Raw genomic sequence first — 15,528 nt, 5'->3', positions numbered from 1 at the left:
TCACGGTGTCAAGATGCTGCTCCATGATTGGCCCAGACCGGTATGAAGTTGTGGTGCGAGGGAGGAAAGGGAGACCCGGGAGGCCTGGGGCCCGTCCGGCGGATCATGCCGGAGACGCGGGGTGTGGCACGCACTCCCCCACTGCCTTAAAGGCGTGGGGGGACCCCCAGCGGCGTTGTCGTCGGTCGCCGACGCCCCCCCGGCCTTCGGCCGGGAGGTGCCCCCACCGCGTCGACTTCCTCCTCCGCCTTGCAGCTGCACGCACCAGACCCCGCTCACCCGTGCTGATGAGGCGCCGCTGCTTTCCTCCGGCCTGATCCGCCGGTCAGGCCCTAGGCGCGGGCCGCCGCGCGGCTGCCCAGCTCCGGTGCGAGGGTGCTCTCCGGCTCCGCCTCGCTCTGTGCGGGCACCGTCGGGAGCAGCGGCTCCGACTCCTCCGCGCGCTGGTGCGGGAGCGTCACGGGACGCAGCTGACGCGGGCCCGAGACCACCGCGTAGTCCGCGCCCAGGAACGGCGGCTCCATCGTGCCCGGGTCCTCGCCGAGCGCCAACTGCACTGCCGCCCAAGGGGCGTTGACCCCGCACAGCGACAGCTGGTGCAGGCCGCCCGCGGGACGGGTGTTGACGTCCATCAGCACCGGCTGGTCGCCGAACATCCGGAACTGGATGTTGGACAGGTAGTGCAGCCCGAAGCCCTCCGCGATCCGGCGGGCCGGCTCCAGCCACTGCTCGTGCAGGGTGAAACCGCGCCGGCGGCCGTTCTTCGTGCGGCCCACGGCGAGCCGGACCAGGTTGTCGGGACCGGTCAGGCAGTCCACCGACACCTCCGGCTCCTCCAGGCGCGGCATGACGAGCCAGTCGACCTGCTCGTCGGCCTGCTCCAGCGCCTCGACGACCGTGTCGAGCGGGACGTAGGGGCTCGGGAATCCGTTGAGGTGCATGAGCGAGAAGGGGGCGCGCGTGACCACGCGGAAGCCCACCCCGCCCGCACCGGACGCCGGCTTGAAGCACGCCTTGTGCCCGGCGGCCTCCAACTCCTCGACGGCCGCGACGAGTTCGGGCGCCGTGCGGACGCGCCACCACGGCGGCACGGGCACGCCGATCGCCTGGACCGCCTCGTAGGCGATCACCTTGTCGTGGAAGACGGCGACGGCCTCGGGGGTCGGCGCCAGCAGCGCCGTGCCCACCGCCTCGAAGTCCGCGCGGTGCGCCACGATCTCCGACTGGTGCAGCCGGGGCACGAACACGTCGATGCCGCGGCGGGCGCACTGGTCGAGGGCGTACTCGACGTAACCGGCCGGGGACAGGCCCTCGGGCTCCAGGTCGGCGGTGTCGGCGGCAGCCAGTACGGGGGAGTCCGCGTCGCCGTGCGTGGCATGGATCTCGACGGCCCGATCGCTGGGATTTCTCCGCAGCTGATCCATGAAGAACACGTTCTCCGCGTACGTGCGGTTGAGCCAGACGCGTACGCGAGAGACCATGCAGGGCCGTCCTTTCGGGTTCGCGGGCACGGCGGAGCGAGGCCGTGCCCGGCCAGGGTGGTTGGAGGGACACCAAACCGCCCTCGGCGAAGAGGCGTTCGTGGCGGTGGTGTTGGGGCGATCATACGGCTTTCAAGGGGTGCCGCGTGCAACGCCCGTGTTACGGATTTCCCGATCCTGCCCACCCGGCACATGAACTCCCGTCACAAGACCGCCCCGGGCGCCGTCCGGACCGCGCCCCGGGCGGCCTCGCCGTCTTGTCGCGGAACGGCGGGATGTGATCTCGTGGCCTCATTCGTGCGCGCGGAGGGGGCGAGGGGTGGAGTCGACGGCCGGCGGTGCCGGACAGCTGCTGGCCATCAGCGACCTGCACATCGGGTACGCCGAGAACCGCGCCCTGGTCGAGAACATGCGCCCCCACACGGACGAGGACTGGCTGATCGTGGCCGGCGACATCGCCGAGACCGTGGCCGACATCCGCTGGGTCCTCGAACTCCTCGCCGGCCGCTTCCGCAAGGTCCTGTGGTCCCCCGGGAACCACGAACTGTGGACCCACCCCAAGGACCCCGTCACCCTGCGCGGCGTCGCCCGCTACGACCACCTCGTCGCCCTGTGCCGGGAGCTCGGCGTCCTCACCCCCGAGGACCCCTACCCGATCTGGGACGGCCCCGGCGGCCCGGTCGTCGTGGCCCCGCTCTTCCTCCTCTACGACTACTCGTTCCTCCCGCCCGGCTGCGCCACCAAGGACGAGGGACTGACCTACGCGCACGGCACCGGCATCGTCTGCAACGACGAGTTCCTGCTGCACCCCGACCCCTACCCCAGCCGCGAGGCCTGGTGCCGGGCCCGGGTCGCCGAGACCGAACGCCGGCTCACGGAGATCCCCGACACCCTGCCCACGGTCCTGATCAACCACTACCCCCTGGACCGGCACCCCACCGAGGTCCTGTGGTACCCCGAGTTCGCCATGTGGTGCGGCACCACCCTGACCGCCGACTGGCACCGCAGATTCCGCGTGGACACCATGGTCTACGGCCATCTCCACATCCCGCGGACCACCCACCACGAGGGGGTCCGCTTCGAAGAGGTGTCCGTGGGATACCCCCGCGAGTGGCAGAAGCGCCCGGAACCCCCGGGACGACTGCGCCGCATCCTGCCGATGGAGGTCGGAGCCGGTGATCGAGGAGCTGCTCCCGGAGTCCGTGGTGACCGTGGAGACACACGGTGACGAGGGGTTCCAGGACGCCCCGCTGTACCCCGGGGAAGAGGCCCGGGTGGCCCGCGCGGTGCCCAAGCGGCGGCGCGAGTTCACCGCCGTACGGGCCTGTGCCCGGCGCGCCATGGAGAAGCTCGGCGTGCCTCCGCAGCCGATCCTGCCCGGTGCCCACGGCGCGCCGACCTGGCCCGCCGGACTCATCGGCAGCATGACCCACTGCGACGGCTACTGCGCCGCCGCGCTGGCCCGCGCCACCGACCTCGCCTCGCTCGGCATCGACGCCGAACCCCACGCCCCGCTCCCCGACGGCGTCCTCCCCTCCGTCTCCCTGCCCGCCGAACAGGAACGGCTGACCCGGCTCGCGGCCCAGCTGCCCGCCGTGCACTGGGACCGGCTCCTGTTCAGCGCCAAGGAGTCCGTCTACAAGGCATGGTTCCCCCTCACCGGAAAGTGGCTGGACTTCTCGGAGGCCGACATCGAACTCTTCGCCGACCCCGGCGAGGAGACGCGCGGCGGCCTGCGCGCCCGTCTCCTCGTCCCCGGCCCGGTGGTCGACGGCGAGCGCCTGGACACCTTCGAGGGCCGCTGGACCGTACGACGGGGACTGGTCGCCACCGCGATCACGGTCCCGCATCCCTGACCCCTCGTCACCCCTCCGGGCACCAGCTCTCCAGCAGCCGGAAGAACGCCTCCTCGTTGCCCGCGAGTCCGGCGTCCGTCAGGGCCTGGTCCGCCTCTGCAAGTACCGAGGGTGGGACCAGGACGGGGCGTGGGTCGCCCGGAGGGCCGTCGAAGGCGGCTCTGACCGTGTGCAGCAGTCGTAGATAGGCCTGGACGGCGGCGCGCTCGCGGTCGGTCATCACTGCGGTCTGCATAGGACGGCTCTCCCCTGATCGGCGTCGTGCGCCTCCGCACGGCGGTGGCACGACTCCAGCTTGCCGCGTGCCACTGACAATCCCGTTTTCCCCAGCGTGGGTTCGCCCGCTTAGCGGAGGCGAAACGTCCTCGAAACGCCCGGTGGGACAGCGGCCCTACGCTGGGAGGAAGGGTTTTCGGCCGTCCGCGGGCGGCCGGGTGAACGGGAGGTGAGCGGGTGGAGGACGTCCCGGCTCGGCACCCGGCGCGCGCCGCACGGCTGCGCCCGGTGGGCGACGCGGAACTCACGCTCCAGTACCGCGTCGTGCACGGATACCGCCGTGCCTTCCGCATGGCGGGCGAGGGCCCGGCGCTCGTCCTCATCCACGGGATCGGCGACTCCTCGGCCACCTGGGCCGAGTTGATCCCGCAGCTCGCCCGCACCCACACGGTGATCGCCCCCGACCTCCTCGGCCACGGCGCCTCCGACAAACCGCGGGCCGACTACTCGGTCGCCGCCTACGCCAACGGCGTGCGCGATCTGCTCACCACCCTCGGCATCGAGTCCGCGACCCTGCTCGGGCACTCGCTGGGCGGGGGAGTGGCGATGCAGTTCGCCTACCAGTTCCCCGAACGCACCGAACGGCTCGTCCTCGTCAGCGCCGGTGGTGTGGGTCGCGAGGTCAACCCCGTGCTGCGGCTCATCACCCTTCCGGGCTCCCATCTCGCCCTGTCCGCGCTCCGGTTGCCCGGCATGCGCCTCCAAGTCGGCCTCGCCGTGGGCCTGATGAGGCTCCTGGACACCGACCTCGGCCGGGACGCCCCCGAACTCCTCACCCTCGTCGACGCGTTGCCCGACGAGACCGCCCGCAACGCCTTCATCCGCACCCTGCGCGCGGTCGTCGACTGGCGCGGCCAGGTGGTGACCATGCTCGACCGCTGCTATCTCACCGAGGGCATGCCGACGATGCTGCTGTGGGGCGACCGCGACAGCGTGGTGCCGGTACGGCACGCCCACGGCGCCCACGAGGCCATGCCGGGCAGCCGCCTGGAGATCTTCGAGGGGGCGGGACACTTCCCGTTCCACACCGACCCGGCCCGATTCCTCGCCCTGGTCACGGAGTTCACCCGCACCACCACCCCGGCCCACTGGAGCCGCGAGCACTGGCGCGACCTCCTGTGCGAGGGCCGGCCCGGCGTGACGGCCCAGGGCGACGCGACCGAACGGGACCTGCGGGAGGCGAGCGAACGCAGCGCGACCTGACGAGACGTCAACTCCCGTGTCCGCGGCCCCGGATCACGCCTCGGGACGCTTCACGCTCTCCAGGAGCATGTCCAGCCACTCGGCGACCTTGTCGCGGTGCTGGTCGGTCGGCAACTGCGCGGCACGCCAGGCGATTCCGCGCACCCCGTGGTCCTGCAGCAGCCGCTCCAGCGGGTCCCCCGCGGCCTCGGCCGCCGCCCGATCGCGGTCGGCGAGCTTCTGCAACAGCTCCTGCTCGGTGCGCTGGAGGGCGCCCGCGAGGGCCTCGGGGTCCTCGGCGGTGAGGAATCCGGCGTGCACCCGGAAGAAGCGCTGGAGCGCGTCGCAGTGCTCCATCGTGGGACGCCGGTCGCCGTTGATGAGCGCGCCCGCCTGCTGACGCGACATGCCCGCGCCGTCGGCGATCTCCTGCTGGGTGTACTTGCGCCCGTTGGGCTTGAGTCTGGTGCGGCGCAACAGGTCGAGGCGCTGCAGGAACCGGGCCTGCACATCGGGCTCGCCCGCCGGACGGCCGCTCAGCAGGGCCCTGACCACGGGGTCCGGCACACCGGAGGCCACGGAGAGCCGGCCCACGTGGAAGACCTCGGCCTGCGGAACGTCGAGCCGCTCGGCGAGCGCGGTGACGCGGTCGACGACGGCGGGCAGCACGGCACTCGCCGTCGCGCCCGGTACCTCGAAGCCATCCGACACCGACAGATCTCCTACGTCTCTCACAGGCTTCTCACAAACGGTGGCCGTGAACATCCCGGAGGGTAGCGGTTCGTTCGAACTCGCATCCAGGTCTCGCCACAACTGTGGCCAATTTCAGCCGTCAACAAGCATGAAATGCCACGATAGTTGACACGGCAAGAGTCGGGGCAGCAGGATCAGGGCGCCGCGAGAAGGCCGCATAGGCAAGAGGGGTGACCTCCCGATGGCGTACCAGGCAGGTGGGCAGCGGTCCGCACCGCGGCCCGCCCCCGAGAGTCCCGAGGCCCAGGCGTATCTGCTGGACTACGCCACGCTGCTGGAGGCCGTCCCCTTTCCCTCCGTCGTCATGGACCACCGCTGGGACGTGGTGCTGGCCAACGGTGCGTTCAAGTCACTTTTCCGGGCGGTCGGTCCGCATCCGACGGCCATGCCGGGCGACAACTTCCTTCGTTTCGTGCTTTTCCACCCCGACGCGAGCACGGTTCTCGGTGAGCACGAGTCGAGTTGGTGCCTGCCGATGCTGGCCCACTTCGCCTCCGTCGTGGAGAGCCACGGCCACGACCACGGCCTGCAGGCGATCCGCCGCGACATCGCCCAGGACCCGATCATGGAGGCCGCCTACCGGCAGGGCCTGCCGCACTGGATCCGCGCGGTGGGCGAGGAGGCCGTGGAGCACGACGGCGCGGTCCGCCCCGTACTGCACCCCGACCCGCGCTGGGGCGTCACGGACTGCCGGCTCGTCGGCGAGACCCCCAAGACCCTTGAGAACATGGGCTATACGCGACTGACCCTGGTCCTGCGCGAGGCCCGCCGCACCCCGCCGCCCAGGATCCGCAGGCCGGGCCGCGGCGCGGGACACCTGAGGGTGGTCCCGGCGGCCGAGTGAGCACCACTCCAACTCGCCTCACGACGACGCGAGTTCGGCCACCACCCCAACTGGCGCCACCACCGTGCGAGTTCGGTCACCGCTCGGCGACGACCAGCACCAGCGGCACCCCGTCGCACGGCACCAGCCGCAGCCCGCGCGCATACCCCGCCCGGCCTGCCGCCAGCGCCTCCGCGAAGTCCGGTCCCTTGCTGAGCGAACCGACCAGCTGACGCGGGTCGGTGGACGCCGCGACCCGGCCGCGCGCGTTCACCAGCCGTGCAGGACCCGGCAGTTGACGCAGCATCGGCATCACGGCCGCCTCGAAGTGCCGTAGATACACGTCCGCCGCGGCCACCCCCGCGAACCGTCCCTCCACGTGCACCGGCGCGGACAGGGTGAGGCTGTACTCGTCCGAGCAGAGGTAGTCGACGTACGGTCCGGCGACCGCCCGCTCCCCGGTGTCGCGGGGCAGCGCGAACCAGTCCCAGTGCGTGTAGTCCGCGTACGCCGAGTGCTCGGGATCGAGGTCGAGCAGCAGCGGCCGGATGCCCCCGTCGGAGGTGGTCTGCCACCACTCCAGCCACGCCGGTACGTCGCTCAGCAGGCCCGGCGCGGCGACGAAGCCGACGCCGGACACCAACTCCTGCCGGGCCAGCCGGAGATGGAGGCCCGGGCGCAGTGCCGCGAGGTCGACGGTCGCGGGGCGGCGGCCCTGTGCGGCCACCTTGGCGAGCAGCGCCGTGGTGTCGGCGCGGGTGGCGGCCACGGCGTCGAACACGGACTCCAGGGCCGAGCGCACCCCGGACGCGACGGACTGCTCGGGTGCCGTGGCCGGCGGTGCCGTCGCGAGGCTCATGCGTGCCCTCCAGCAGACGGGGAGCGGACGCGGTGCCGGCTACAGGGCCAGCCGCTCGGCGATCAGCCGCGCCGTGGATTCCTGCACGCACCGCTCGGCCAGCTCCCTGGCCGAATCGTGGGCCCCATCTTGCACGGCCGAGATTACGGAGCGGTGACGGTCTGCGGCTTCTTCACGATATTCGTCGCTGCCGAGCACCAGACACAGCAGCGCCCCGACCTCGGTCTGCAACGCGACCTGCTCCCGGGTGAGCCGCGCCGACTGCGCGGCGGCGGCCAGCTCGACGTGGAACCTGCCGTACACCCGGCCGCGCGCCGCCGCGTCCTCGGCCCGCGTCAACTCCTCGGCCGTACGCCGGAGTTGTACGAGATCCTCGGGCTCGGTGCGCTCCGCGGCGAGCCGGGCCGCGGTGCCGGACAGGGCGGCCCAGTGGTCGCCGAGGTCGCGCAGCTCCTCGGTGCTCCAGGCGCGCAGCCGGACCTTCAGCCGCTCCTCGCCGGGGACCTCGGGCAGGGACACGAAACTGCCGCCGCCGCGTCCGCGCCGGGTGGTGACCAGCCCCTGCTGGCGCAGCGCCATCAGCGCCTCCCGCAGGGTCACCGTGGACACACCGAGCTGCCCGGCGAGCTCGCTCTCGCCCGGCAGCTGCTCGCCGTCGGCGAGCAGTCCGAGCTCGATGGCGTCGCCGAGCCGGCTGACGACGGCGTCCACCCGCGCCCGGTTGTCGACCGGGGCGAAGACGGCTTTTCGGGCGCCGCCGTTGCTGTGCTGCTGCTGGTTCACGGCCACCACCTTGCACGTTGACTCAAGCTTTACCCTAAGGGGGCCTTGAGCTTTGAACTATGACTTCATATGTTTCCGTGCAACGTCACAGAGCACCAGAAAGGTTCCCGCCCATGGAGGGGATTGCGATCCGGCTGCGGGATCTGCGGAAGTCGTTCGGCGAGACGACCGCCGTGGCCGGCGTCGACCTGGAGATCAGGGACGGCGAGTTCTTCTCGATGCTCGGCCCTTCCGGCTCGGGCAAGACGACCGTGCTCCGCATGATCGCCGGCTTCGAGAGCCCCACCGGCGGCACCATCGAACTCGCCGGCCAGGACGTCACCGGCCTCGCCCCCTTCGAGCGGGACGTCCACACCGTCTTCCAGGACTACGCCCTCTTCCCGCACATGACCGTCGAGCAGAACGTCGCCTACGGCCTCAAGGTCCGGGGGGTCCCCAAGTCCGAACGGCTCGCCCGCGCCCGGCAGGCCCTCGCGGAGGTACGCCTGGAGGGCTACGGCGCCCGCCGCCCCGCCCAGCTCTCCGGCGGTCAGCGGCAGCGCGTCGCCCTCGCCCGCGCCCTCGTCGGCCGTCCCCGGCTGCTGCTGCTCGACGAACCGCTCGGCGCCCTCGACCTGAAACTGCGCGAGCAGATGCAGGTCGAACTCAAGGCGCTCCAGCGGGAGGTGGGCATCACCTTCGTCTTCGTCACCCACGACCAGGAGGAGGCCCTGACGATGAGCGACCGCATCGCCGTCTTCGACCAGGGCCGCATCCAGCAGGTCGGCACCCCCGCCGAGGTCTACGAACGCCCCGCGACCCCGTTCGTCGCGTCCTTCGTCGGCACCTCCAACCTGCTGGCCGGCGAGGCGGCCGAGCGGATCGTCGGCACCACCGGCACCTACAGCATCCGGCCCGAGAAGATCCGCGTCCTCAAGGACTCCGAGGGGGCCGGCGAACCGGACCACGAGAGCGCCGCCGGCACCGTCGCCGAGGTCGTCTACCTCGGGGACTCCACCCGCTTCCTCGTCGACCTCGACGCCGGCGGCCGGCTCACCGCCCTCCAGCAGAACCTGGAGACCTCCGCCGAGGACGTGGCCGCCTACCGCGGCAGCCGGGTGCGACTGCGATGGCACCGGCGCCACACGGTGCACGTCCCCGACCCCCGCTGACCCCGCCCGCTCCTCCACCCATGTCCTCCACTCCTCTCCTCCACCCATGGAGAACGCCGTGCGTCTCACCCGAACCCTCCAGGTGACGGCCTGTGCCGCCGTCCTGCTCGCCGCCACCGCCTGCGGCTCCTCCGACTCGTCGGGCGGCTCGTCCGGCGGCCTCAACCCCCCTGACCTCAAAGCCCAGTCGAAGCTCGGCAAGAGCGAGGGCGAGGTCAACCTGATCGCCTGGGCCGGCTATGTCGAGGACGGCTCCAACGACCCCAAGGTCAACTGGGTCAGCGACTTCGAGAAGCAGACGGGCTGCCAGGTCAACTCCAAGGTCGCGGCCAGCTCCGACGAGATGGTCAAGCTGATGAAGACCGGCGAGTACGACGCCGTCTCCGCCTCCGGCGACGCCTCCCTGCGCCTCATAGCCTCCGGTGACGCAGCCCCCGTCAACACCAGCCTTGTCCCCAACTACAAAGACATTTTCCCGGACTTGAAGCTCCAGGCCTGGAACTCGGTCAAGGGCAGGGCCTACGGCATCCCGCACGGCCGCGGCGCCAACCTGCTCATGTACAACACGCAGAAGGTCACCCCCGCCCCGACCTCCTGGGCCGCGGTCTTCGACGACGCCTCGAAGTACAAGGGCCACGTCACCGCGTACGACTCGCCGATCTACATCGCCGACGCGGCCCTCTATCTCAAGGCCACCAAGCCCGAGTTGAAGATCAAGGACCCCTACGCGCTCGACCAGAAACAGTTCGACGCCGCCGTCGCCCTGCTGAAGAAGCAGAACGCGGACATCGGCGAGTACTGGAGCGACTACCTCAAGGAGATCTCCGCCTTCAAGAGCGGCGACTCCGTCGTCGGCACCACCTGGCAGGTCATCGCGAACCTCACCGCCGACGAGGGCGCCAAGATCAAGGCCTTCGTACCCGAGGAGGGTTCGACCGGCTGGTCCGACACCTGGATGATCTCCGCCAAGGCCAAGCACCCCAACTGCGCCTACAAGTGGCTCAACTGGATCGTCTCCCCGAAGGTCAACGCCCAGGTCGCCGAGTACTTCGGCGAGGCCCCCGCCAACTCCAAGGCCTGCGAGGAGACCAGCGACAAGAACTTCTGCACCACCTACCACGCCGCCGACACCGCGTACTGGAAGAACATCGCCTTCTGGAACACGCCCATCCAGCAGTGCCTCGACGGCCGCACCGACGTCAAGTGCGTGCCGTACGCCAAGTGGGTACAGGCCTGGACCGAGATCAAGGGCTGAGGCATGTCCCTGCTCAACCGGACCGCGGGGGCGCTCTACCGGCGCCCCCGGCTGCGGCTCTCCCTGCTGCTCACCGCGCCGCTGCTGTGGCTCGCGGTGCTCTATCTCGGCTCGCTGAGCGTGCTGTTCGTCTCCGCGTTCTGGACGACGGACTCCTTCACCTCCGAGGTGGTGAAGGTCTGGTCGACCGACAACTTCCACGAGCTGTTCACGGTGCCCGTGTACCGGCAGGTCGTCCTGCGCAGCATCGGCGTCGCACTCGCGGTCACCGTCCTGTGCGCCGTGATCGCGTTCCCGCTCGCCTTCTACACGGCCCGGGTCGCCAGGCCGAAGTGGCGCCCGCTGCTCGTGGTCGCCATCCTCACCCCGCTGTGGGCCAGTTACTTGGTCAAGGTCTACGCGTGGCGGCTCATCCTGTCCCAAGGCGGCCTGGCCGACTGGATGTTGAAGCCGTTCGGCCTGAGCGGGCCCGGGTTCGGACTACCGGCGGCCGTCCTCACACTCACGTACCTCTGGCTGCCGTACATGGTGCTGCCGATCCACACGGCGCTGGAGCAGTTGCCCGCCAACCTCCTTGACGCGTCGGCGGACTTGGGCGCGCGGGCCGGGCGGACCTTCCGGTCGGTCGTGCTGCCGATGGTGCTGCCGTCCGTCGCCGCCGGGTCGATCTTCACCTTCTCGCTCAGCCTCGGCGACTACATCACCGTGCAGATCGTCGGCGGCAAGACCCAGCTCATCGGCAACCTCGTCTACTCCAACATCGAACTCAACCTGCCCATGGCCGCCGCTCTTGGAACGGTCCCCGTCGTCGTGATCGTCGTGTATCTGCTCGCGATGCGCCGCACGGGCGCGCTCAGCAGCCTGTAGCAACCCGCAAGAACACCTTCGACCGCCTCCGAAGGGGGTGACATGTCATGCAGCTCTCCCGTTCCGCGCGCATCGCCCTGCGCGTGGCCGCCGGGTTCGGCTTCGCGGTGATCTACGTCCCGCTCCTGCTCGTCCTCGTCAACTCCCTGAACCCGGACCGCAGCGCGAGCTGGCCGCCGTCGAGCCTGACCCTGCACTGGTGGTCGGTCGCCTGGCAGAACTCGGGTGCCCGCGCGGCACTTTGGGTTTCCGTGAAGGCCGGGCTCGGCGCCACCGCGATCGCCCTGGTGCTCGGCACCCTGATCGCCTTCGCGGTCGCCCGGTACCGCTTCTTCGGCCGCGGCGCCATCTCCTTCGTGGTCGTGCTGCCGATCGCGCTGCCCGGCATCGTCACGGGCATCGCCCTCAACTCGGCGTTCAGCACGGTACTTCAGCCGCTCGGCGTGGGCCTCGGCCTGTTCACGGTGATCGTCGGACACGCCACCTTCTGCATCGTCGTCGTCTTCAACAACGTCGTCGCCCGGCTCCGGCGCACCTCCGGGTCGTACGAGGAAGCCGCGATGGACCTGGGTGCCGACACCTTCCGTGCCTTCGTCGACGTCACCTTCCCGCTGGTGCGCTCGGCGCTCCTGGCGGGCGGGCTGCTCGCGTTCGCGCTGTCCTTCGACGAGATCGTGGTGACCACCTTCACCGCCGGACCCGGCATCGAGACCCTCCCGATCTGGATCTTCAACAACATGACCCGGCCCCAACAGGCGCCGGTCGTCAACGTGGTGGCCGCGGTGCTCGTCCTGCTCTCCGTGCTCCCGATCTACGTCGCCCAGCGGCTGTCCGCCGACACGGCCACGGGCAGCCGGGTCTGAGGCCCTGAGCACCTGTTTTCCGGGGCGTGGACCGGTCTAAGCTCTGCGGATGACCTTGGAATGGGAACAGGTAATCGTGCACTCGGAGGACCCGGCGGCCCTGGGCCAGTGGTGGGCCACGGCTCTCGGCTGGGTGGTCGTCCACTCCGACGAGGACGAGTTCGAGATCCGTCCGACGCCGGACCGCATGCCGGGGATCGACTTCGTGCGGCTCGCCGAGAGCAAGAAGTCCAAGAGCCGACTGCACCTCGACTTCAGGCCCGACGACCAGGCCGCCGAGGTGGCCCGTCTGGAGGCCCATGGCGCCCGGCGGGTCGACATCGGCCAGGGCGAACAGTCGTGGGTCGTCCTGGCGGACCCCGAGGGCAACGAGTTCTGCATCCTCGGGCAACGGCGCCAGTAAGCACCCCCGAGTGGGGTTGTCCCCGGTCTGTTCCGGCTCACCGTCCTCGCGGCGGCGACATTCACGCGGGGACATACTCAGCCAGAGAGGTATGTGACATAGTACTGATGTGAGTAAGCGACTGACCTGCGATGTCGTGGTCGTCGGCGCCGGAGTGGTGGGCGCCGCCTGCGCCCTCTACGTGGCCCGGGCAGGCCTCGACGTCGTCATCGTGGATCGCGGCCCGGTGTCCGGCGGCACGACCGGCGCCGGCGAGGGCAACCTGCTCGTCTCCGACAAGGAACCCGGCCCCGAACTCGACCTCGCCCTCCTCTCCGCCCGCCTGTGGACGCAACTCGCCGAGGAGCTGGGGGAGTTCATCGAGTACGAGGCGAAAGGCGGCCTCGTTGTCGCCTCCACGCCCGGCGGGCTCACCGCCTTGGAACGCTTCGCCGGGGAACAGCGCGCCGCCGGAGTCGTCGCCGAACCGGTCCACGCCGAGGCCCTGTACGAGCTCGAACCCCGCCTCGCCCCGGACCTCCCGGGCGGCGTGTACTACCCCCAGGACCGCCAGGTGATGCCCGCCCTGGCCGCCGCCCACCTCGTCCGGGCCTCCGGCGCCCGCCTGCTCACGGGCCGCACGGTGACGGCCGTACTCCGCAAGCCGGATGGAACGGTCCAAGGCGTACGCACCGTCCCGGGCGACATCCTCGCCCCGACCGTGATCAACGCCGCCGGCACCTGGGGCGGCGAACTCGCCGCCCTCGCAGGCGTCACGCTCCCCGTCCTCCCGCGCCGCGGCTTCGTCCTCGTCACCGAACCGCTCCCGCGCCTGATCCACCACAAGGTGTACGCCGCCGACTACGTGGCCGACGTGGCCAGCGACTCGGCCGCCCTGCAGACCTCGCCCGTCGTGGAGGGCACGGCCGCCGGGCCCGTCCTCATCGGCGCCAGCCGTGAACGCGTGGGTTTCGACCGGGAGTTCTCGCTGCCGGTCGTACGGGCATTGGCGGCGGGCGCGACCCGGCTGTTCCCGTTCCTGGCCGATGTGCGGGCGATGCGCTCCTACCTCGGCTTCCGCCCCTACCTGCCGGACCACCTCCCCGCCATCGGCCCCGACCCCCGGGTCCCTGGCCTCTTCCACGCCTGCGGGCACGAGGGCGCAGGCATCGGACTCGCCACCGGCACCGGGCACCTGATCGCCCAACTCCTCGGTGGCAAGACGCCCGACCTCGACCTGGCACCCTTCCGCCCCGACCGCTTCCCCGACGAGGAGGGCGAGTGAGCCCAGGATCCCCGCAGAACCTCGCCGACGCCCACCCGGAACCGGCCTTCACGGTCACCCTGGACGGCCGCGAGATCGTGGCAGTCCCCGGCCAGACCGTCGCCGCCGCACTCTGGTCGGCGGGCGTGACGTCCTGGCGCACCACCCGGGTCGGGGCAACACCGCGCGGCGTCTTCTGCGGCATCGGGGTCTGCTACGACTGCCTCGTCACCGTCAACGACCGCCCGAACCAACGCGCCTGCCTGGTGCCCTTGCACCCCGGCGACGCCATCCGCACCCAGGAGGGAACGGGCCACGATGACTGAGCGACCGCACCTCGCCGTGATCGGCGCGGGCCCGGCGGGACTCGCCGCCACGGTGGCCGCCGCGGCACACGGCGTCCGGGTCACGCTGCTCGACTCGGCGGCGCGGGCGGGCGGCCAGTTCTACCGGCAGCCCGCCGCCGAACTGAACGCCCGCCGCCCGCAGGCCCTTCACCACCAGTGGCGGACGTGGGAGCGGCTCCGTGACTCCCTCGCCCGACACGTAGATGCAGGCCACGCAACACACTTGACGGACCATCATGTCTGGTTCGTGGAGCGCCGTTCGGACCACTTCACCGTGCACGCCCTGGTCGGTCCCGCACAGGAGGACCCGGTCGAAGTACGCGCCGACGCTGTCCTCCTCGCCACCGGCGGCTACGAGAAGGTCCTCCCCTTCCCCGGCTGGACCCTCCCCGGAGTCCTCACGGTGGGCGGCGCCCAGGCCATGCTCAAGGGCTCCCTGGCTGTCTCCGGACGAACCGCCGTGGTCGCCGGGACCGGTCCACTCCTCCTCCCCGTGTCGACCGGCCTCGCGGCGGCGGGCGTGGACGTGGTCGCACTCGTCGAGTCCGCCGACCCCAAGGCGTTCCTACGACGGACCCGCGCGTTCGCCGCGCAGCCCGGCAAGGTCGCCGAAGGTGCCCAGTACGCGGCCCAACTCCTGCGCCACCGTGTCAAGTTGCTCACCCGGCACACCGTCGTCGAGGCGCACGGCGACAAGCGGCTGGAAGCGGTGACCGTCGCCGCGCTCCACACCGACGGGCGGGTCCGCCCCGGCACCGAACGGCGTCTCGCCTGCGACACCCTCGCCGTCGGCCACGGCATGCTCCCGCACACCGACCTCGCCGAGACCCTCGGCTGCCGGCTCGAAGGTCTCCACGTCCACGTCGACGACGAACAGCGCACCGACGTCCCCGGCGTCTGGGCGGCCGGCGAGACCACCGGCATCGGCGGCGCGGACCTCGCCCTCGCCGAAGGACACATCGCGGGACGCTCAGTCGCCGCCCGCCTGACAGGTGCCGTTCCCGACCCGCGCGGGTGGGCGACGGCCGCCAAGTCCCGTACGCGATTGCGGGAGTTCTCCGCCGCACTCGACTCCGTGTACGTGCCGCCCGCCTGTTGGACCGATCTCATCACCGACGACACCGTCGTGTGCCGCTGCGAAGAGGTCACCGGAGGCGCGATCCGCAAGGCCGTGACCGGGCTCGGCGCCGGTGACGTACGCACCGTGAAACTGCTGACGCGGGCCGGGATGGGCTGGTGCCAGGGGCGGATGTGCGGGCCCGCGGTCGCGGGACTCGCCGGATGCGAACTCACCCCGTCCCGGCGGCCGTTCGCGCGGCCCGTGCCGCTCGGCGTGCTGGCGCGCGCCGGTGAGGCCGAGGACGACGAGCATCGATGACATGTCCC

The 15,528-nt window shown here is 71.1% G+C and carries 17 protein-coding genes; 12 read left to right on the top strand and 5 right to left on the bottom strand.

Annotated elements, in window-relative coordinates; all coding sequences use genetic code 11:
- Positions 1 to 332: 332 nt before the first annotated feature.
- Positions 333 to 1,481, bottom strand: coding sequence for an ATP-grasp domain-containing protein (locus SSP08S_RS22325; protein ID WP_019069856.1), 1,149 nt, complete (start codon positions 1,479 to 1,481; stop codon positions 333 to 335).
- Positions 1,482 to 1,800: 319 nt separating this feature from the next.
- Here SSP08S_RS22325 and SSP08S_RS22320 point away from each other — a divergent pair, with 319 nt between their 5' ends.
- Together SSP08S_RS22320 and SSP08S_RS22315 are read left to right on the top strand one after the other, a co-directional pair.
- Positions 1,801 to 2,709 (top strand): metallophosphoesterase family protein, encoded by a 909-nt coding sequence (locus SSP08S_RS22320; protein WP_019069855.1) that lies wholly within the window; start codon positions 1,801 to 1,803, stop codon positions 2,707 to 2,709.
- Positions 2,657 to 3,337, top strand: a complete 681-nt coding sequence (locus SSP08S_RS22315; RefSeq protein WP_019069854.1) for a 4'-phosphopantetheinyl transferase family protein — start codon at positions 2,657 to 2,659, stop codon at positions 3,335 to 3,337. The genes SSP08S_RS22320 and SSP08S_RS22315 overlap by 53 nt, the downstream gene beginning before the upstream one ends.
- A gap of 7 nt (positions 3,338 to 3,344) precedes the next feature.
- Here the strand turns inward: SSP08S_RS22315 and SSP08S_RS22310 are convergent, their stop codons facing one another.
- A complete protein-coding gene (locus SSP08S_RS22310) occupies positions 3,345 to 3,572 on the bottom strand; it encodes a hypothetical protein (protein WP_019069853.1) in 228 nt (75 codons plus the stop codon).
- A 218-nt stretch (positions 3,573 to 3,790) separates the two neighbouring features.
- On the opposite strand from SSP08S_RS22310, the gene SSP08S_RS22305 reads away from it, so the two are divergent.
- Positions 3,791 to 4,816 (top strand): alpha/beta fold hydrolase, encoded by a 1,026-nt coding sequence (locus SSP08S_RS22305; RefSeq protein ID WP_019069852.1) that lies wholly within the window; start codon positions 3,791 to 3,793, stop codon positions 4,814 to 4,816.
- Between the two features lie 33 nt (positions 4,817 to 4,849).
- Here the strand turns inward: SSP08S_RS22305 and SSP08S_RS22300 are convergent, their stop codons facing one another.
- A complete protein-coding gene (locus SSP08S_RS22300; RefSeq protein ID WP_019069851.1) occupies positions 4,850 to 5,506 on the bottom strand; it encodes a helix-turn-helix domain-containing protein in 657 nt (218 codons plus the stop codon).
- Positions 5,507 to 5,729: 223 nt separating this feature from the next.
- Between SSP08S_RS22300 and SSP08S_RS22295 the strand changes: the two genes are divergently transcribed.
- Positions 5,730 to 6,392 carry an MmyB family transcriptional regulator gene (locus SSP08S_RS22295; protein WP_019069850.1) on the top strand — a complete coding sequence of 221 codons (663 nt, stop codon included), beginning with the start codon at positions 5,730 to 5,732 and terminating at the stop codon, positions 6,390 to 6,392.
- Between the two features lie 76 nt (positions 6,393 to 6,468).
- Here SSP08S_RS22295 and SSP08S_RS22290 read toward each other — a convergent pair whose 3' ends face one another.
- Positions 6,469 to 7,230, bottom strand: a complete 762-nt coding sequence (locus SSP08S_RS22290) for a cache domain-containing protein (RefSeq protein ID WP_019069849.1) — start codon at positions 7,228 to 7,230, stop codon at positions 6,469 to 6,471.
- 39 nt (positions 7,231 to 7,269) lie between these two features.
- A complete protein-coding gene (locus SSP08S_RS22285) occupies positions 7,270 to 8,013 on the bottom strand; it encodes a FadR/GntR family transcriptional regulator (protein ID WP_019069848.1) in 744 nt (247 codons plus the stop codon).
- A 113-nt stretch (positions 8,014 to 8,126) separates the two neighbouring features.
- Here SSP08S_RS22285 and SSP08S_RS22280 point away from each other — a divergent pair, with 113 nt between their 5' ends.
- The 8 genes from SSP08S_RS22280 (at position 8,127) to SSP08S_RS22245 (ending at position 15,520) form a co-directional block, all read left to right on the top strand.
- Positions 8,127 to 9,164 (top strand): ABC transporter ATP-binding protein, encoded by a 1,038-nt coding sequence (locus tag SSP08S_RS22280; protein WP_019069847.1) that lies wholly within the window; start codon positions 8,127 to 8,129, stop codon positions 9,162 to 9,164.
- Positions 9,165 to 9,222: 58 nt separating this feature from the next.
- Entirely contained in the window at positions 9,223 to 10,419 is a 1,197-nt protein-coding gene (locus SSP08S_RS22275) for an ABC transporter substrate-binding protein (protein WP_019069846.1), read from the top strand.
- Positions 10,420 to 10,422: 3 nt separating this feature from the next.
- The gene (locus SSP08S_RS22270) at positions 10,423 to 11,286 is read left to right on the top strand and encodes an ABC transporter permease (protein ID WP_019069845.1); all 864 of its coding nucleotides are present in this window, start codon (positions 10,423 to 10,425) and stop codon (positions 11,284 to 11,286) included.
- A 47-nt stretch (positions 11,287 to 11,333) separates the two neighbouring features.
- On the top strand, positions 11,334 to 12,149 hold the full coding sequence (locus tag SSP08S_RS22265; protein ID WP_019069844.1) for an ABC transporter permease: 816 nt from the start codon (positions 11,334 to 11,336) through the stop codon (positions 12,147 to 12,149).
- Between the two features lie 49 nt (positions 12,150 to 12,198).
- Positions 12,199 to 12,552, top strand: coding sequence for a VOC family protein (locus SSP08S_RS22260; RefSeq protein WP_019069843.1), 354 nt, complete (start codon positions 12,199 to 12,201; stop codon positions 12,550 to 12,552).
- A gap of 109 nt (positions 12,553 to 12,661) precedes the next feature.
- Positions 12,662 to 13,816 carry an NAD(P)/FAD-dependent oxidoreductase gene (locus SSP08S_RS22255; protein ID WP_026178729.1) on the top strand — a complete coding sequence of 385 codons (1,155 nt, stop codon included), beginning with the start codon at positions 12,662 to 12,664 and terminating at the stop codon, positions 13,814 to 13,816.
- Positions 13,813 to 14,121: a (2Fe-2S)-binding protein gene (locus SSP08S_RS22250; RefSeq protein WP_019069841.1), complete on the top strand. Its 309-nt coding sequence runs from the start codon at positions 13,813 to 13,815 to the stop codon at positions 14,119 to 14,121. The genes SSP08S_RS22255 and SSP08S_RS22250 overlap by 4 nt, the downstream gene beginning before the upstream one ends.
- A complete protein-coding gene (locus SSP08S_RS22245; protein WP_019069840.1) occupies positions 14,114 to 15,520 on the top strand; it encodes an NAD(P)/FAD-dependent oxidoreductase in 1,407 nt (468 codons plus the stop codon). Before SSP08S_RS22250 ends, SSP08S_RS22245 begins: the two co-directional genes overlap by 8 nt.
- Positions 15,521 to 15,528 lie beyond the last annotated feature (8 nt).

The organism is Streptomyces hokutonensis (genome assembly GCF_000376565.1).
Taxonomy (GTDB): domain Bacteria; phylum Actinomycetota; class Actinomycetes; order Streptomycetales; family Streptomycetaceae; genus Streptomyces; species Streptomyces hokutonensis.
The sequence above is the reverse complement of the archived record's forward strand: the minus strand, read 5'-3'. Positions and strand labels throughout refer to the sequence as shown.